The 18,188-nt window shown below is 63.0% G+C and carries 15 protein-coding genes and 1 pseudogene; 6 read left to right on the top strand and 10 right to left on the bottom strand.

From position 1 onward, the window contains the following. The first annotated feature begins 28 nt into the window (after positions 1 to 28). Together ABIB78_RS06840 and xth are read left to right on the top strand one after the other, a co-directional pair. Positions 29 to 454, top strand: a complete 426-nt coding sequence (locus ABIB78_RS06840) for a GNAT family N-acetyltransferase (protein ID WP_429022879.1) — start codon at positions 29 to 31, stop codon at positions 452 to 454. A gap of 47 nt (positions 455 to 501) precedes the next feature. Then, positions 502 to 1,299, top strand: coding sequence for an exodeoxyribonuclease III (gene xth, locus ABIB78_RS06835; RefSeq protein WP_429022877.1), 798 nt, complete (start codon positions 502 to 504; stop codon positions 1,297 to 1,299). A 21-nt stretch (positions 1,300 to 1,320) separates the two neighbouring features. Here xth and ABIB78_RS06830 read toward each other — a convergent pair whose 3' ends face one another. The 4 genes and pseudogenes from ABIB78_RS06830 to ABIB78_RS06815 form a co-directional block, all read right to left on the bottom strand. Further along, positions 1,321 to 2,157 (bottom strand): tetratricopeptide repeat protein, encoded by an 837-nt coding sequence (locus ABIB78_RS06830; protein ID WP_429022875.1) that lies wholly within the window; start codon positions 2,155 to 2,157, stop codon positions 1,321 to 1,323. Next, entirely contained in the window at positions 2,144 to 3,868 is a 1,725-nt protein-coding gene (gene ilvD / locus ABIB78_RS06825; protein ID WP_429022874.1) for a dihydroxy-acid dehydratase, read from the bottom strand. Before ilvD ends, ABIB78_RS06830 begins: the two co-directional genes overlap by 14 nt. 862 nt (positions 3,869 to 4,730) lie before the next feature. Next, a pseudogene (locus ABIB78_RS06820) lies at positions 4,731 to 5,370 on the bottom strand (hydroxymethylglutaryl-CoA lyase); the annotation flags it as partial. 102 nt (positions 5,371 to 5,472) lie between these two features. After that, complete coding sequence (locus ABIB78_RS06815) at positions 5,473 to 5,880, bottom strand: hypothetical protein (RefSeq protein ID WP_429022871.1); 408 nt, start codon at positions 5,878 to 5,880, stop codon at positions 5,473 to 5,475. Between the two features lie 538 nt (positions 5,881 to 6,418). Here ABIB78_RS06815 and ABIB78_RS06810 point away from each other — a divergent pair. Next, positions 6,419 to 7,783, top strand: a complete 1,365-nt coding sequence (locus tag ABIB78_RS06810) for a TAXI family TRAP transporter solute-binding subunit (RefSeq protein WP_429022870.1) — start codon at positions 6,419 to 6,421, stop codon at positions 7,781 to 7,783. 274 nt (positions 7,784 to 8,057) lie between these two features. Next, the gene (locus tag ABIB78_RS06805; RefSeq protein WP_429022867.1) at positions 8,058 to 8,807 is read left to right on the top strand and encodes a DUF4239 domain-containing protein; all 750 of its coding nucleotides are present in this window, start codon (positions 8,058 to 8,060) and stop codon (positions 8,805 to 8,807) included. Positions 8,808 to 9,853: 1,046 nt separating this feature from the next. Here ABIB78_RS06805 and ABIB78_RS06800 read toward each other — a convergent pair. The 5 genes from ABIB78_RS06800 to ABIB78_RS06780 all read right to left on the bottom strand — a co-directional run bounded on the left by ABIB78_RS06800 (position 9,854) and on the right by ABIB78_RS06780 (position 16,409). After that, on the bottom strand, positions 9,854 to 10,207 hold the full coding sequence (locus tag ABIB78_RS06800; RefSeq protein WP_429022865.1) for a nuclear transport factor 2 family protein: 354 nt from the start codon (positions 10,205 to 10,207) through the stop codon (positions 9,854 to 9,856). Between the two features lie 346 nt (positions 10,208 to 10,553). After that, entirely contained in the window at positions 10,554 to 11,477 is a 924-nt protein-coding gene (locus tag ABIB78_RS06795) for a hydroxymethylglutaryl-CoA lyase (RefSeq protein ID WP_429022862.1), read from the bottom strand. Beyond that, a complete protein-coding gene (locus ABIB78_RS06790) occupies positions 11,474 to 13,483 on the bottom strand; it encodes an acetyl/propionyl/methylcrotonyl-CoA carboxylase subunit alpha (protein ID WP_429022859.1) in 2,010 nt (669 codons plus the stop codon). Before ABIB78_RS06790 ends, ABIB78_RS06795 begins: the two co-directional genes overlap by 4 nt. A 2-nt stretch (positions 13,484 to 13,485) precedes the next feature. Then, entirely contained in the window at positions 13,486 to 15,090 is a 1,605-nt protein-coding gene (locus ABIB78_RS06785) for a carboxyl transferase domain-containing protein (protein ID WP_429022857.1), read from the bottom strand. Positions 15,091 to 15,236: 146 nt separating this feature from the next. Next, a complete protein-coding gene (locus ABIB78_RS06780; RefSeq protein ID WP_429022854.1) occupies positions 15,237 to 16,409 on the bottom strand; it encodes an isovaleryl-CoA dehydrogenase in 1,173 nt (390 codons plus the stop codon). Positions 16,410 to 16,612: 203 nt separating this feature from the next. Here ABIB78_RS06780 and ABIB78_RS06775 point away from each other — a divergent pair, with 203 nt between their 5' ends. Together ABIB78_RS06775 and ABIB78_RS06770 are read left to right on the top strand one after the other, a co-directional pair. Then, entirely contained in the window at positions 16,613 to 17,266 is a 654-nt protein-coding gene (locus ABIB78_RS06775; RefSeq protein ID WP_429022852.1) for a TetR/AcrR family transcriptional regulator, read from the top strand. A 2-nt stretch (positions 17,267 to 17,268) separates the two neighbouring features. Further along, positions 17,269 to 17,763, top strand: coding sequence for an Lrp/AsnC family transcriptional regulator (locus ABIB78_RS06770; RefSeq protein WP_429022850.1), 495 nt, complete (start codon positions 17,269 to 17,271; stop codon positions 17,761 to 17,763). Positions 17,764 to 17,833: 70 nt separating this feature from the next. Here ABIB78_RS06770 and ABIB78_RS06765 read toward each other — a convergent pair whose 3' ends face one another. Further along, positions 17,834 to 18,139 carry an ETC complex I subunit gene (locus tag ABIB78_RS06765; protein ID WP_429022848.1) on the bottom strand — a complete coding sequence of 102 codons (306 nt, stop codon included), beginning with the start codon at positions 18,137 to 18,139 and terminating at the stop codon, positions 17,834 to 17,836. Positions 18,140 to 18,188: the final 49 nt, after the last annotated feature.

Here is an 18,188-nt window from a genome sequence, read left to right as displayed (position 1 = left end):
TACATCGAATTTTCCGTATCCCCATCTCATGTCGATCTCCGTCCTTGTCTGCGCCTGGGAAGAAGCCCGCGAACGCTCTCGAGCCATCCGGCACAGCGTCTTTGTCGAAGAGCAGCGTGTGCCGGTGGAACTGGAATGGGACGACATGGATGCGTCGAGCTGGCACGCGCTGGCGTTTGCCGAGGACGGCTCCCCCATCGCTACGGGCCGACTGCTGCCGGACGGCCACATCGGCCGCATGGCGGTGCTCAAAGTGGCACGCGGCACAGGCATGGGCGCCCGCGTTCTGGGCGCGCTGATGGCCAAGGCGGCCGAACTCGGCTATCCGGAACTGATCCTCAACGCGCAGACCCACGCCGAGCCGTTCTACGCTCGCGTCGGTTTCGAACGGGTCGGCGAGGAATTCGACGAAGCCGGGATCCCACATATCGAGATGCGGAAACGCTTGGTTTAGGCGGGGCTCAAGTTCACACGAACGCCCCATAGGATAAAGGACGTCCGATGGCAGTTCGGATTGCGACCTGGAACGTCAACTCGGTCCGGCAACGGATCGAACTCCTGGTCAGCTGGCTGAAGGAGTGTTCCCCCGACATCGTCTGCCTGCAGGAGATCAAATGCGTCGACGACGCGTTCCCCAGGCTCGAGGTCGAGGCGCTCGGATATAATGTTGTCACCCACGGCCAGAAGACCTTCAACGGCGTCGCGCTGCTCTCCAAGCTGCCGTTCGACGAGACCAAATCAGGCCTCGCCGGCGACGACGAGGATGCCCATGCCCGCTTCATCGAAGGCGTCGTCACGCTGAAGCAGGGCGTGGTGCGGGTGGCGTGTCTTTATCTGCCCAATGGCAACCCCGCGAATACCGACAAATACCCGTACAAGCTCAGATGGATGTCGCGGCTTCTTGAGTACGCGAAGGAGCGGCTTAAGGCCGAGGAGCCGCTGATCCTGGCCGGCGACTTCAACGTCATCCCGGCGGCCCGCGACGTCTACAATCCGGCGGCCTGGGCCGATGACGCCCTGTTCCGCCCGGCGACCCGCGAGGCCTTCCAGTCGCTGCTCGGCCTCGGCCTGACCGATGCGCTGCGTGCGGTCAATGACGATCCCGGCCAGTACACCTTCTGGGACTACCAGGCCGGCGCCTGGCAGAAGAACTGGGGCCTGCGGATCGATCATCTGCTGATGTCGCCGCAGGCCAGCGACCGGCTGATCGATGTCGGCATCGACAGCTATGTCCGCGCCTGGGAGAAGCCGTCCGACCATGTCCCGGTCTGGGCCGATCTCGATTTCGAGACCGCCTGACGCGGCCCGCCGACCGGGATATCAATCCCGGCGGCCCTGCACCCAGTGCTCGAGCATCTGCAACGCCATCGCGCGGTCGTCTTCGGAGGCCTTGGCGATCGCCCGGTTGTAGCTTTCCTTGATCCAGGCTTCCTCCGGCGTCGCGCTGTCGCGCGCCAGGGTGAGCCACATCAGGCCGCGTGCCCGCTGCGGCGGCAGCCGGTCGCCGTTGAACAGCATCTGGCCAAGCAGCGCCTGCGCCTGATGCTGGCCCTTCTGAGCGGCGAGGCCCAGCCAGCGCGCGCCATAGCGGAAGTCGTCCCGCGAGGCGTCCGGCGTCTTCAGGTACAGCCGGGCAAGGTCGTACTGGGCGTCGGCATTGCCGAAATAGGATGCGGCATAGGAGAACATCTCCCGCGCCCGCTCGGTGTCGACCTTCACCTTGGAATTGGGAATGCCGTTCAGATAATAGCGGCCGAGCGCCACGAAGGCGTTGGCCACGATCGAGGCCTGCGGCGCCGACGGAGAATCCTCGGCATGCGCATTGGCGATCCGGCTGAAGTACTCGAAGGCGCGCATGTCGTCCTGGATGACGCCGTCGCCCTCGGCGTACATCTTGCCGAGCTTCCATTGCGCCACGGGGTGACCGCCCTCGGCCTGGTACTGCAGGGTGCTGAAGGAGGAAGTCGGCGATGTCGCCGCAGGCCCCACCGGCGTGGCGGCCCGCTTCAGCGCGGCGGCTGAGCCGGGCTGCGGAGCGACCACCGGAAGAACCGTGTCCTGCGGGCTGACCGGGGCGCCGTCGAATCCAAATCCGGGGCCTGCCACCGGGATGGCCCCTAACGCAAACGCCAATATCGTACGCCTAAACGTCCGCATAACACTGTTTCTCGCACGCGCCACCCGGATGGGTGACTGCGCCATCCACCGCCGGCCCCACTTGCTCGGCGTACTTCCACAGCGCACCAGATGTATGGTTCGTCGCGCGAGGGGCCCATTTGGTCTTACGATTTGCGAGTTCGGCGTCGCTCAATTTTACGTTAAGGGTGCCGGCGACCGCATCGATCTCGATGATGTCGCCGTCTTGCAACAACCCGATCGGCCCGCCGACGGCCGCTTCAGGTCCAATATGTCCGATGCAGAAGCCACGCGTGGCGCCGGAGAACCGGCCATCGGTGATCAGGGCAATCTTGCCGCCCATCCCCTGCCCGGTCAGCGCCGCCGTTGTCGCGAGCATCTCCCGCATCCCGGGACCGCCCTTCGGTCCCTCGTAGCGGATCACGATAACCTCGCCTTCCTTGTAGGTGCGCTTCTGCACCGCCTCGAAGGCGTCTTCCTCGCGGTCGAAGCACCGGGCCGGACCGGTAAACCTCAGGTTGGACATTCCCGCGACCTTCACGATCGCACCCTCCGGAGCGAGATTACCCTTCAACCCGACAACACCGCCTGTCACGGTGATCGGATTGTCGGCGGGCCGCACCACATCCTGGTGCGGATTCCACTTCACGCTTTTGAGGTTTTCGGCGATCGTTCGGCCAGTGACGGTCAGGCAATTCCCGTGCAGGTGGCCATTGTCGAGCAGCGTTTTCATCAGCAGCGGAATGCCACCAACCTCGAACATGTCTTTGGCAACATAACGGCCGCCCGGCTTCAAATCCGCGACGTAAGGAGTCTTTTTAAAGATTTCGGCAACGTCGAACAGGTCGAACTTGATGCCGCACTCATGCGCGATCGCCGGCAGGTGCAGCGCAGCATTGGTCGAACCGCCTGAGGCCGCAACCACGGCCGCAGCATTTTCAAGGGCTTCCCGGGTGACGATGTCGCGCGGCCGGATGTTTTTCTCGATCAGCTCCATCACCTTCTCGCCGGCGGCGGCACAGAAGGCGTCGCGGATCTCGTAAGGAGCCGGGGCCCCCGCGGAATACGGGAGCGCCAGGCCGATCGCCTCGGAGACAGTCGCCATGGTGTTGGCGGTGAACTGGGCGCCGCAGGCGCCGGCCGACGGGCACGCCACCCGCTCGATCTCGTCGAGGTCCTCGTCCGACATGGCGCCGACCGAGTGCTTGCCGACCGCCTCGAACATGTCCTGCACGGTCACCGGCTGCCCGCGGAAGTTGCCGGGCAGGATCGAGCCGCCATAGATGAAGATCGAGGGCACGTTGAGACGGACCATCGCCATCATCATGCCCGGCAGCGACTTGTCGCAGCCGGCGAGCCCGACCAGCGCGTCATAGGCATGGCCGCGAACGGTCAGTTCGACCGAATCGGCGATGCATTCGCGCGACGGCAGCGACGAGCGCATGCCGTCATGGCCCATGGCGATGCCGTCGGTCACGGTGATGGTGCAGAACTCGCGCGGCGTGCCGCCGGCCGACGCCACGCCCTTCTTCACCGCCTGCGCCTGGCGCATCAGCGAGATGTTGCAAGGGGCAGCTTCATTCCAACATGAAGCAACGCCGACAAAGGGTTGATGAATCTGGGCTGTCGTCAGCCCCATCGCGTAGAGATAGGAACGATGCGGCGCGCGCTGAGGCCCCTCCGTCACGTGACGGCTCGGCAGCCTGCCCTTGATGTTCGTCTTGGCGTCCATCTTGGCGTCCATCGCGACCCTGTTCCCGGCGCTGTTTCGTCTGTCAACGCGGGAACCGTTCGAAAAGTCCCGTCGTCGCGAGCGCCGGCTATTCAGCTACGTGAATATCCTTTCATGTCGGGGTGTGGCCAAAAAGCGGCGCGACTGCCAACCGGCTGCTTCTAAGGTTAAATGGTTAAGAACTGTTGCGACAGCGCAACAATCGTGGCCGCCGCGCAACCATGTATTATTGGTTCTTATGGGGAAGCTGACGCAGACCTGACAGGATGAACAAGAGATTGCGCTCTCGCGACGGAACTCGCCCGAGTTGTTGATCGATCGTCGCCCTCTCTAGAACAGAGGGCGCAGGGAAAGCCGGGTGCCGATCGCACCCATGGGCCCCGAGCAATGGGTAGAAAGCTCGGGGGTAGGACCACAGGTGTAACCGGAAACAACCCGGCTTTCCCTGCGCGATGGGTTACGGCTTATACGTGCTCTCCCCGGCGAGACTGGGCTTTTTTGTCACCGCCTTCGCAACGCGCACCGCGCAATGCGAGAGGACACCTGCCACTAGGGCGTCAGGCCTGCACGACTTCACCGTCCGCCTTGCGCGCTCTCGTCAGGACCACGCTCGGCGTCCACCGCATCTCGACCCACGTTCGTGACGACCGCGAAGCGCCCCTCGATCGGGTGAGACGGGTCAATCTATACACCGAGTTGCCGTTCCGATAAACCGAAATATTTTCGCACTGAGGACTTGACCTACCGCTAGGGGCAACTCAGTTCAGCGCGTAGGATGGGTGTACGCAGCGATACCCATCAATACGCGCGGAGATGCGATGGGCATCCCTTCGCTCCACTCATCCCACGATCCGCTGAGCCGCTACCGCTTCGCATTCAGCGCGGAGGCGACGCGGCTGACCGGCGGGCGGCCGAGCAATCCGGCTACCTCGTTCGTCGCGGCCAGCAGCTTGTCCATGTCGATACCGGTTTTCACGCCCTTGCCCTCGAGCATGCACACGACATCCTCCGTCGCCACATTGCCGGTGGCACCGGGCGCATAGGGGCAGCCGCCGAGGCCGCCGGCGGCGGCATAGATGACGCGGACGCCCTCCTCCATGCCGGCATAGAGATTGGCGAGCGCCTGGCCGTAGGTGTCGTGGAAGTGCATCGCGAGGTTGCGGACCGGAAGCTCGGCGCCGACCGCACGCAGCATTTCCTTGGCTTTGAGTGGTGTGCCGACGCCGATGGTGTCGCCGAGCGAGATTTCGTAGCAGCCGAGATCCCACAGGGTCACGGCGAGGTCGGCGACCGCCTTCGGCTTGATCTCGCCGTCGAACGGACAACCGAGCACGCAGGAGATGTAGCCGCGCTACCTTGACGCCATCGGTCTTGGCGCGGGCCAGCACCGGCTTGAAGCGCTCGATCGACTCCACGATCGAGCAGTTGATGTTGGCGCGCGAAAAACCTTCCGATGCCGCCGCGAACACCGAGACCACCTCGGCGCCGGCCACGCGCGCGGCGGCGTCCGGTGGAGTCCTGACCCAAAGAAGACTCTCAGCGACAGCATCCTCGTCGCGTAGGCCATCCGCGCCTGCAATCGGTCTCTTGCAAAGAAACGAGCCTTAAGCCTTCAGGTCCGTGATCCGCATGATTGCGACCACGTTCCCATCGTTGAACGCCTGCTCTTTTGTGTCCTTGTTGCAGGTCCAGACAAAGCTCTTCTTGGCCGTAAAGGTCTTTCCCTCCTGCTCGATCCGAAGCTCCCCCTCGGGGATATGGCAGATCATGGCATTCATCATCGGAGGACCCATCGTCTTCGATCCCGGCTGCATGATGACATCGCGCATTGACACGGTCTTAAAACCGGGGATGAGGGATGCTGTCTCGCCATCATAAGCACGCACCACGACACCTGGCCACGGCGTCGCATCCTTGTAGCCCGTAGTTTGGGCGGCGGCGGCCTTCATCATAGCCGCCGAAGCCGCTGCCAACCCGATTCCCAGTGCTGACCTTCGATCGATCTTGTTCATCGATTTTCTCCCGAGGTTACGCAACAAGCCGCCGCAGAAGCGGCGCGCACATTCGTGGTGAATGGTGGTGCGAAACCGAAAAAAGGGTCGGTCTCTTAAGAGAGCGTACCTGCCGATGGCACTGGTTGCTGCTCGTTCGCCCGAACGGCGATTTCGGCACGTCCCGCTTCAAGGGCAAATACATTCTACGCCACCTGACGCGCCTGAGAAACAGGTGGCTTCGCCCGAAGGCCCAATTGGCATACTGCCAGGAGGCGGCGACTGCGTCTCCCAGGAATGTCGGCTCGTGGCCCATCGCGCCATTTCGCTGCGATGCGGAATTTGGTCGCCATCCGGCCATAGCGGACATAGCCGGGCTCGCTGGCGGCCAGACCCCTTCGCGAATGACCCGTTTCGAACCTGGGCAGAGCCGGACATCGGCCCACAATTCTGATACATACTATTCAATTTCCGCGAGTTTGGGGGTGCGGGCGGTTGTAAGCGCTGCAATTAAGGCATGCAGCGATTTCCGTGGGCCGACTCGCCTGGAGTGACGAGCATGATGTCGATAAAATTGCCGCTCTGGCTTCGCTTTTTCCTGCTTATCGGCGTCGCCGCCTTTGCGGCAGGCGCAGGTTTCCTCGCCTATCGGTACTACACCCGCCCCGCAACACTGACCGTGGCGGTCGGTTCGATCGACGGCGAGGCTGCCAAGGCAATGTCAGCCATGGCAAGCGAGTTCGTTTCAACGAACGCACCGGTCCGGCTCAAGGTCATCGATAGCGGCACAGCGCTTGAGGCCGCTGCCGCTTTCTCCGCGGGTAAGGTCGATCTCGCTGTAGTTCGCGGCGATGTCGGCGACTTGTCGCAGGCGCAAGCCGTCGTCGTCGTCAGCCATATGGTCGTACTGATCATCGCCCCGCCGGGATCGTTCATCGACAGCATTGGCAGCCTGAAGGGACGCGCAGTCGGCGTGGTCGGCGGAGTAGCGAACACCAAGATTGTCAACGTGTTGACCAAGGAATACGATCTGGCGGGCGCAAAAGCTGTATTCAAGAACCTTGCTTTGACGGATGTCCGGCAAGCCATTCAGTCAAAACAGGTCGGTGCCCTGCTTGTCGTGATCCCGCTCGCCGAAAAATACCTCTCGCTCGTTCGCGGATTTTTTCAGCTCGACCATAAAAAGGTCCCGGTACTGATCCCAATCGAGTCCGCGGGGGCAATTGCAGAGAATGAACGCGCCTTTGAAAGCTTCGACGTCCCGAAGGGCACGCTGCGGGGATCGCCGCCGGTCCCGGAAGATGACCTGACGACCCTAAGGACCTCACTATATCTGGTTGCGCAAAAGAAGCTCGGCACTGATCTGGTAACCAACCTCACGGAGGCAATCATGAGCGCGCGCAGGAACCTTCTGCGCGAGCAGCCGATTTTCGCGCAGATCACCGCGCCCAGCACCGACCAAGATGCCTACCTTCCACTGCACCCCGGCGCGGCAGCCGTCTACAACAGCACCACGCAGAGCTTCATGGATGAATACGGCAACTGGATCTATTTGACGCCGATGGTACTGGGTGGCGCTGCCACCATGCTTGCGGCGGCGTGGAAATTCCTGGGCGTCGGCAACCGCGCAACCGAAGGCCCGCTCGATTCTCTCTATGCCCTGGCGCGCCGGATTCGGAAAGTCGATACGGAGGCTGAGCTTTCGGATATCGAAGAAGAAATCGACGGCACTCTAAAGGCGGAGCGCGCCAAATCTGCTGCTGGAGACGAGAGCGCGGTGGATGATGCCACATTGAACGTGGCAGCCCACCGGCTGGAGAGCTTGATTCACGACCGACGCACATCGATCGCTAAAGGACCCGCAGTTGCCTCCGCGGCGGTGGCGACACGTCGCGGTACCGCGATTGCCGGAACCACAGAATAACAACTCAGGCAGAGCCGTCATGAAACATCTAATGATTCCTGTATTGCTGGCAGGAAGCCTCATCGCCTTTAGCACGATGGAAGCAGGCGCCGTCGTTTGCGCTGGTGGGGTGGTTCGCGCGGGCTGCGTCGCCGCCTGCGGGGCTGCCGTGGTGACGACGGCGCCCGTTGTGACAGCGCCCGTTGTTCGGCGCAGGGTGCTGTCAAGCTCGTCGCTCTGTTGCTCAACCGGACGACCAGCAGAGACCTCCGCTGCCTCGCGACACCGGTGAATCATGAATGCAATCGCGTTATCGTGCATCACATTTGTATGCATCTCGGGTGGCGCCCTGCTCGGTATGTTCCTTCCTGGGCATCACCTGAGCACCGATGACAAGGATGTGGTCAGGCTGGGCACGGGCCTCATCGGGACAATAGCCGCGCTTGTCCTCGGCCTGCTGATCGCCTCGGCAAAGGGCTCCTACGATACGCAGAGCACTCAAGTCACGCAGATGACGAGTAATGTTGTCCTGCTCGACAATCTGATGGCGCAGTACGGACCGGAAACGAATGACGTACGCAATCTGTTACGGCACGGCATCGGCGTTTTAGCCGATCGAATGTGGCGCGAGAAAAGTTCCGAGGTTGCGAAGGCAAACCCCTTCGAGGCGAGTGCCGCAAGCGACGCATTCTTTGCGAAGCTTCAGCACCTTTCGCCGCAGAACGATTCCCAGCGCTCCCTGCAAGCCAGGGCCATACAGATCGCCACCGACATTGCGCAAACCCGCCTGCTGCTGTTCGCACAGACGAACAACTCAATCCCTATGCCGTTCCTGGTGGTGCTGATTTTCTGGCTCACCATCATCTTTGGAAGCTTCGGCCTGTTTGCCAAACCCAGCGCAACCGTTTTCAGCTCGCTGTTCGTTTTTGCATTGTCGGCCGCCGGAGCGATCTACCTGGTCCTGGAGCTCGGTCAACCATTTGCGGGTTTAATGCAAATTTCCAGCGCGCCACTGCGCAACGCCCTCACGCCACTCAGTCCCTAAGCCATTCGCATGATCGGGGTTGCCGGAATTACGGTGACAGTGAAATTACGGTGACAGAAATTACGGTGACAGTGCACTTAACTCCCCGGCGGTGACCATACTCAATCCTCTTCCGGCCCGGACGGCTTCGGCCCGCGTTTGCCTGGCTTGAGGACACGTCCGGCCATCGCTGCAGACGGTCGAACAGATCGGCATCGAGAATGGCAATAAGTCAATTTAATGCACCGTCACCGTAATGGGCGTAATGGGCGGAAGCGGCGACTGCGGCTCCCAGTCTAGGAATGTCGGCTCGTGGCCCATCGCGCCATTTCGCGGCGATGCGGAATCTGGTCGCCATCCGGGCATAGCGGACATAGCCGGGCTTGCTGGCGGCCAGACCCGTCGCGAATGACCCGAAGCGAACCTTAGGGTGATTTTCGGCCGTCCGGCGTCCCCTACACGCCCCGGCCATTTCGGTGGCGGGCTTTAATGACGTTCTTCGGAACGAAAGAATGCCGCCAGTGATTGATTACTCCACACGGAACATGGGAGTTGCTCATATGAAAACGTTGTGCATCGCAATGGCGGTTGGCGCAGCCGCGCTGCTTGGCGGTTCCGCTGCAAGCGCAGCAGACAACACGGTGAAGGCAAAGGCCGCAACCGACATAAGCCAGTCGTCAACTGACTTCAGCTCACGCCGTCGCTATTATCGCCATTATGGATATCGCCACTATGGATATCATCACTATGGATATCGCCACTATAGATATCGTCACTATGGATATCGTCACTACCGCCCGTACTACAGGAGCTACGGGTACGCTCCCGGGCCATATTATGGCGGCGGCTATGGTTATGGCGGACCGAGTGTAAGCTTTAGCTTTGGCGGCGGTGGGTACCGCGGTTGGTAATATAAAAAGCCCGAAGAAGCGCGGGCTTTTTCTTTTATAGAATCGAGGCTGTCCTTGCTTGAGACGATAGCCATTCTCGTGCAGGCGGCCTCTTCAGCTTGCACCGTTACAAGTCCCCACGAGGCGCCAGACGGCTTACACGATCAGGCGAAAAGTCTAAGCAGCTTGTTTGATCGTCGCGAACCCGGTGAGGATGATTTTCCCGGCATCGTTGAACCGGAAATGTGCGCGTACTGGTTTCCCGTCATATCCCCGATAGTCGAGAGACACGCCGTCCGACTCAGGACACAGTGCGTCGATCACAAATGCACAGGCTGCTGGTCCGGCCAGCTTCGAGCGCCAGTACCATTCCATCGCGGATCGACCTCGAAAGCTTCCGCCTTCGCAGCATTCAATGGTCGCCGCGTCATCGTAGAGGTCTAGCAGCACATCCAGCCGATGCTGCTTACAAGCGTCTATCCAATCAACGACTTTCCCGACAGCATCGAAGGCGTCTTGAGCATTCGACATATCCGCATCTCCACCGGTGAGCGCCTGCCGCAAGGATCAGGGTAAGAACCTGTGGCTGAACGCAGGGTGAACGTGCCCCGATTTTGTCGCGGGAGAGAATACCTGCCAAGCAGATGAGCACACCGTCCTTCATGCTGGGAGCTTCAACGCGCAACCGAATGGTCGGGGCGTATTTCACGATGGCACTGCTCGGAAAGAGTCCCGAGGCTGGCGCCGCGAAGCGAATTATCCCTGGTGCGTTGCATGGCCGGTTTTGGCCCTTCGCGTCATTTGCTGCGTCTGCGCTAAACCGGTCGTTATCGGAGCGAAGCGGGCATCGCCGAAATCCATGAGTGCGCGCCTCAGCTCACGCGCTGAGGCGCTTCCGCTTCGCATTCAGCGCGGAGGCGACGCGGCTGACAGGCGGGCGGCCGAGCAACCCGGCCATCTCGTTCGTCGCGGCCAAAAGCTTGTCCATGTCGATACCGGTTTTCACACCCATGCCCTCGAGCATGTAGACGACGTCTTCGGTCGCGACGTTGCCGGTAGCACCCGGCGCATAAGGGCAGCCACCGAGGCCGCCGGCGGCGGAGTCGATCACGCGCACGCCCTCCTCCATGCCGGCATAGAGATTGGCGAGCGCCTGGCCATAGGTGTCGTGGAAGTGCATCGCGAGGTTGCGGACCGGAAGCTCGGCGCCGACCGCACGCAGCATCTCCTTGGCTTTGAGTGGCGTGCCGACGCCGATGGTGTCGCCGAGCGAGATTTCGTAGCAGCCGAGATCCCACAGGGTCACGGCGAGGTCGGCGACCGCCTTCGGCTTGATCTCGCCGTCGAACGGACAACCCAGCACACAGGAGACGTAGCCCCGCACCTTGACGCCATCGGCCTTCGCCCGTGCCAGCACCGGCCTGAAGCGCTCGATCGACTCCGCGATCGAGCAGTTGATGTTGGCGCGCGAAAAACCTTCCGATGCCGCCGCGAACACCGAGACCACCTGGGCGCCGGCCGCGCGCGCGGCGTCGTAGCCCTTCTCGTTCGGCACCAGCACGTGGAATTCGGCGCCCTTGACCTTGTCCTTGATTTGGCTGACGCCGCGCAGCACCTGGTCCGAGCTTGCCATCTGCGGGATCGCCTTCGGCGACACGAATGCGCCGACCTCGACGGTGCCGAGTCCCGCCGCCACCAGCGCCTCGACGAAGGCGATGCGCGCCTCGACGCTGACCGGCGTCTTCTCGTTCTGCAGGCCGTCGCGCGGCCCCATCTCGACAATATGGATCTGATCGCTCATGACGCAGCCGCAGGCTCCACTTCGGCAAGCTCGACGCCCTCGCCGACGATATCGCCGACCTTGCATTTGAGCTTCTTCAGCACCCCGGCATAGGGCGCGCGCAGGGTCTGCTCCATCTTCATCACTTCCAGCGTCAGGATCGGCGCGCCCTTCTCCAAGGTCGCGCCGACCTCGGCCAGCAACGCAACCACGGTACCCGGCAAGGGCGCGACGATCTTGTCCTCGCCGACCTGCTCCTCGCTCTCGCCGCCGAACGGATCGACCCAGTGCAGGTCGAAGCGGCCGTTGCGGGTGCGCAGATAGAGTTCGTGGCCCTCGATGACCGAGGCGACGCGCGACTTGAGACCGTTGAGCGTCAGGTCGAAGCCATCGTCGCCGGCTGACGAAATGGCAAACGCGAGCTCGCGCCCGCCGACGGATAGCGTCGATGGTCCATTGCCATAATGCAGCGCGATGGTCTGGGCGGGCTCGTGGCCCTGCCGCAACGAGAACACACGCTGACGGCGGCCGACCGGCATCCAGCCGAAGGCCCGCCAGGGCGAGTTGGCCTCGCTTTGCGCGGCCTTGCGTTCGTCGTTGACGATCGCAGCCACTGCCGCGCAGAGCTCGAACTCGCCGGCCGCGCCTGTGCCTGATGTCAAGTTCTTCAGCTCGCGCTCGATGAAGCCGGTATCGATCGCGTTGGCTCGCGTATCCGGATGCGTCACCAGCGCCGACAAGAACGGGATGTTGGTGACGATGCCGCAAACATCGGTCTCTTGCAGTCCGCGATTGAGCTTCTCGATCGCGCCCTCGCGCGTCGGCGCCCAGGCAATGACCTTGGCGAGCATCGCGTCGTAGTACGGAGAGACATTGTCTCCGCTGCGATAGCCGGCGTCGATGCGCAGGCCGTCGCCTTCCGGCGGCGTCCGCCAGGTCTTGATGCGGCCGACAGAGGGCATGAAGTTCTTCTGCGGATTTTCCGCGTAGACGCGCGCCTCGATGGCGTGCCCGTTCAGCCTGATCTCGTCCTGCCTCAGCGGCAGCGCCTCGCCGAACGCAACGCGCAACTGCCATTCGACCAGATCGATCCCGGTGATCAGCTCGGTGACGGGATGCTCGACCTGCAAACGCGTGTTCATCTCGATAAAGAACACGTCCTTGCCGTCGGAGACGAACTCGATGGTGCCGGCGCCGACATAGTTGACCGCACCGGCCGCCTTGCGGGCGGCCTCGCAGACCGTCTCGCGCTGCGCGGCGTTGAGGGTCGGCGACGGCGCCTCCTCGATCACCTTCTGGTGCCGGCGCTGCAGCGTGCATTCACGCTCCCACAGCGAGAGCAGATTGCCATGGCTGTCGCCGATGATCTGCACCTCGATGTGGCGCGGGTTCTGGACATATTTCTCGATCAGCATGCGGTCGTCGCCGAATGCCGCCTTGGCCTCGCGCTTGGCGCTTGTGATCGCGGCCGACAATTCTGCCGCCGCATTGACCACGCGCATGCCGCGGCCACCGCCGCCGGCCGACGCCTTGACCAGCACAGGGAAGCCGATCCGGTTGGCGGCCTCGGCCAGCGTCGCCTCGTCCTGCGCCTCGCCGTGATAGCCGGGCACCAGCGGCACGCCGGCCTTCTCCATCAGCGCCTTCGAGCCGGACTTCGAGCCCATCGCCGTCATCATCGCGGCGGTGGGGCCGACGAACACCAGACCGGCCTCGAGGCAGGCCTGCGCGAACTCGGCATTTTCGGACAGGAAGCCGTAGCCGGGATGCACCGCCTCCGCGCCGCTCTGGCGCGCAGCTGCGATGACGCGCTCGATGTTGAGATAGCTGTCGCGGGCCCGTGCAGGCCCGAGCAGCACCGCCTCGTCGGCAAGCGCGACATGCATCGCGTCGCGGTCGGCCTCGGAATAGACCGCGACGGTGCGCAGCCCCATGGCGCGCGCTGAGCGGATGACGCGGCAGGCGATCTCGCCGCGGTTGGCGATCAGAAGCGTGCGGAAACGCCGGGTGAGTTTTGAGCGGTCCATCGTCACATCCTGAACAGGCCGAATTTCGTGGGCTCGATCGGCGCATTGGCAGCGGCCGACAATCCGAGCCCGAGCACCAGGCGGGTATCGGCCGGATCGATCACGCCATCGTCCCAGAGCCGCGCCGTGGCGTAGTAGGGATTGCCCTGCTTCTCGTATTGCGCACGGATCGGCTCGCGGAATTTGTCTTCTTCTTCCGCCGACCAGCTCTCGCCTTTGGCCTCGATGCCGTCGCGCCGCACTTGACTGAGCACCATCGAGGCCTGCTCGCCGCCCATCACGGAAATGCGGGCGTTCGGCCACAGCCAGAGGAAGCGCGGGCTGTAGGAGCGGCCGCACATGCCGTAATTGCCGGCCCCGTAGGAGCCGCCGATCACGACGGTGAATTTCGGCACCCCGGCGGTTGCAACCGCTGTCACCAGCTTGGCGCCGTCGCGCGCGATGCCGCCGGCCTCGTATTTCTTGCCGACCATGAAGCCGGTGATGTTCTGCAGGAACACCAAGGGAATGCCGCGCTGGCAGCACAGCTCGATGAAGTGCGCGCCCTTCAGCGCGCTCTCGCTGAACAGGATACCGTTGTTGGCGATGATGCCGACCGGGTAGCCCCAGATATGGGCGAATCCGCAGATCAGCGTGGTGCCGTACAGCTTCTTGAACTCGTCGAACTCGGAGCCGTCGACGATCCGCGCGATGATGTCGTGCACGTCGAACGGCTTGCGGCCGTCGGCGGAGACCACGCCGTAGATCTCCTCGGCCGGAAACAGCGGCTCCCGCGGCGGGCGCATGTTCAGCGGCGCCTTCGCTGGCTGTTTCAGCGTACCGACGATGCGGCGCGCGATCCCGATCGCATGGGCGTCATTCTGCGCGTAATGATCGGTTACCCCCGACTGCCGCGAATGGACATCGGCGCCGCCGAGCTCTTCGGCGGTGACGACCTCGCCGGTCGCCGCCTTCACCAGCGGCGGGCCGCCGAGGAAGATCGTGCCTTGATTACGCACGATGATGCTCTCGTCCGACATCGCCGGCACATAGGCGCCGCCTGCGGTGCAGGAGCCCATCACGATCGCGATCTGCGGAATGCCCTGCGACGACATCTGGGCCTGGTTGTAGAAGATGCGGCCGAAATGCCGCTCGTCGGGAAAGATCTCGTCCTGCAGCGGCAGGAAGGCGCCGCCGGAATCCACCATGTACACGCAGGGCAGATTGTTCTGCCGCGCGATGTCCTGGGCGCGCAGGTGCTTCTTCACCGTCATCGGGTAATAGGTGCCGCCCTTGATGGTGGCGTCGTTGGCGACGATGATGCATTCGCGCCCCGAGATGCGGCCGACGCCGGTGATGACGCTGGCCGAATGCACGTCACCGCCGTAGAGGCCGTTGGCGGCGAGCGGCGACAACTCCAGGAACGCGGTGCCGGGGTCGACCAGCAGATCGACGCGATCGCGCGCCAGCATCTTGCCGCGCGAGGTGTGCCGCTTGCGCGAGGTCTCGCCCCCGCCGCCGGCTACCTGATTGAACTTGTCGCGGAGCTCCGCGACCAGGCTGCGCATCACATCGGCGTTGCGGGCGAATTCGGAGGATGAGGGATCGATCGTCGAATGAAGCGGCATCTGTGTTGCACGTTTCGTTGGAGTATCGGCAGGGTTTTCAAAGGTAGATCATCGCGCCAAGGTGAACACAACTGCCACCGTCGATGCGGTGGCAGCCTCTCACCCCGACCCTCTCCCCGCGAAGAGCGGGGCGAGGGAGAAGAAAGTCACGCCGTCTTTGCGAACAGCTCGCGGCCGATCAGCATGCGGCGGATCTCGCTGGTGCCGGCGCCGATCTCGTAGAGTTTTGCATCGCGCAGTAACCGGCCGGTCGGATAGTCGTTGATGTAGCCGTTGCCGCCCAGCAGTTGGATCGCGTCCAGCGCGCATTGGGTGGCCTTCTCGGCGGCATAGAGGATGGCGCCGGCGGCGTCCTCACGCGTGGTCTCGCCGCGGTCGCACGCCTTCGCCACCGCGTAAACATAGGCGCGCGAGGCGTTCATCGTGGTGTACATGTCGGCGATCTTGCCCTGCACCAGCTGGAACGAGCCGATCGGCTCGCCGAACTGCTCGCGCTCGTGGACGTAGGGCAGCACGACGTCCATGCAGGCCTGCATGATGCCGATCGGCCCCGCCGCCAGCACCGCGCGCTCATAGTCGAGGCCAGACATCAGCACGTTGACACCGCGGCCGACCTCGGAGAGCACGTTCTCCTCCGGCACCTCGCAATCCTCGAACACCAGCTCGCAGGTGTCGGAGCCGCGCATGCCGAGCTTGTCGAGCTTCTGCGCGGTGGAGAATCCCTTCATGCCCTTTTCGATGATGAAGGCGGTGATGCCGCGCGGGCCGGCATTCGCATCGGTCCTGGCATAGACCACCAGCGTCTCGGCGTGGGGACCGTTGGTGATCCACATCTTGTTGCCGTTGAGCACGAAGCGGTCGCCCTTCTTCTCGGCCCGGGTCTTCATCGAGACCACGTCGGAGCCAGCGGAGGGCTCCGACATCGCCAGCGATCCGACATGCTCGCCGGAGATCAGCTTGGGCAGATATTTGCGCTTCTGCGCCTCGTTGCCGTTGCGGCGGATCTGGTTGACGCAGAGGTTGGAATGCGCGCCGTAAGCCAGCCCGACCGAAGCCGAAGCACGCGAGATCTCCTCGACCGCGATGCAATGCTCGAGGTAGCCGAGGCCTGATCCGCCATACTCCTCCTCGACGGTGATGCCGTGCAGGCCGAGTGCGCCGATCTTCGGCCAGAGGTCGCGCGGAAAGGTGTTGGAGCGATCGATCTCGGCGGCGCGCGGCGCGATCTCGTTGGTCGAGAAATCATGCACCGTCTCGCGGATCGCATCCGCGGTCTCGCCAAGGTCGAAATTGAAGATTGCCGCCTGGTTCGAGGCCATGATCCCTCCCATGAGATTCATCTTGCAATTAAACGATCATACGTTTTTTTATTGGTTTCGCAAGCAAACGTGCTATGGTTTAGGCATGAAATCCGCAGTTCATTGAATTTACATGGAATTTGCTTGAATTTCATGCGATATACATACGGTCGTTCGCTTGTTTCCTAGCTCTCCCTGACAAGCCAACACCCTCCGAGGCCCCGATGGCGCGCACGATCGGCTCACATGGCCCCACGACGCTGGAGGCGATCCGCAAGGCCGGCGTGCGCCTGATCTTCGAGCGCGGCTACGAGGCGATGAGCCTGCGCCAGCTCGCCGCCGAGGTCGGCATCCAGGCGGGCTCACTCTACAATCATATCTCAACCAAGCAGGACCTGCTGTTCGATCTGGTGCAGGAGCATATCAACGATTTGCTGCGCGAGCTTGATCTTGCGCTGGAGGGCAAGGCCGATCCGGTCGAGAAGCTGCGCGCCTTCGTCGCCTTCCACGTCACCTATCACATGACCCGCAAGCGCGAGGTCTTCATCGCCAATTCCGAACTGCGCAGCCTCGATCCGAAGAACTACGACGCCGTCGTGGAGCTGCGCGGCGCCTATGAGCAGCGGCTGGCGCAGATCCTCACCAACGGAGTGTCGGACGGCGTGTTCGAGGTTGTCGACATCCAGGTCGCGACCTTTGCGATCATCGCGCTGCTGACCGGGCTCTGCACCTGGTACCGGCCGGGCGGCCGCCTGACGCAGGACGCCATCATCGCGGCGCATGAAAAGCTGGTGCTGTCGGGTGTCGCTCCGCAGGCCGCCATCAGTGAGGTCCGCAACGGCAGCAAGAACCCGCGGACCGCCGTGGCGGGCTCGTGACCGTGACAGAGCGCCAACAGCTCGATGACATCGATCTGCGGATCCTGTCCGAGTTGCAGAGGGACGGCCGGATCAGGATCAACGAGCTCGCCGAGCGGGTCGGTATCACCGCCCCGCCCTGCCTGCGCCGGGTCCGCGCCTTGCGCAGCCGCGGCGTGGTGCAGGCGATCCGCGCCACGCTCGACGAACGGCTGCTCGGCTATGAGGTGACGACCTTCGTCCTGATCCAGCTCGACAGCCAGACGCTGGTGGCGATCGAGGCGTTTGAGGCGGCGGTGGCGGCCGTGCCGCGCTTCCTGCAATGCTGGCGGATCTCGGGCGACGCCGATTTCATTCTCAGATGCGTCGCGCCCAGCGTCGACGATATGCGCCGGCAGCTGCTGCAATTCGCCGGCCTGCCCAACGTGCGTAAAATCAGAAGTTTTCCGGTGCTCGGCGTCTCCAAGGACGCGCCGCTGCCGATCCCGGGCGCCCTCGCCCCGAGTCCTGCGAGCTGACCGCCGGCCCTGGTGGGGCCAACCTGGTGGGTCCAGCCTTGGTGGGTCCAGCCTTGGTGCGTCCAGCCTCTTAGTGCGTCCAAGGCTCCCAGCGGCGGAACGCGAAATTGTCGGCATAGGCGATCTGGCGGTGCGCCGAATCCTTCGGTTCGATCACCTGGTAGGCGATGCCCTTGCGCTCGCAATAGGCGACCGCCTCCTCCTTGGTCTCGAACCGCAGCGTGAGCTGCTGCTTCATGTCGGTGGACGAGGTCCAGCCCATCAAGGGCTCCACGCTGCGCGGCTGCTCCGGCTCGTAGTCCAGTTGCCATTCCTTGGTCGTAGCACGTCCCGATTGCATCGCGTTTTTTGCGGGCTTAAAAATGCGTGCGGTCATGGATGGTCGGCCCCGTGGGATGTGCGACATGGAAGCGATTGGAGGAAAC

It is taken from the genome of Bradyrhizobium sp. I1.14.4 (assembly GCF_050435825.1).
Taxonomy (GTDB): domain Bacteria; phylum Pseudomonadota; class Alphaproteobacteria; order Rhizobiales; family Xanthobacteraceae; genus Bradyrhizobium.
The sequence above is the reverse complement of the archived record's forward strand: the minus strand, read 5'-3'. Positions and strand labels throughout refer to the sequence as shown.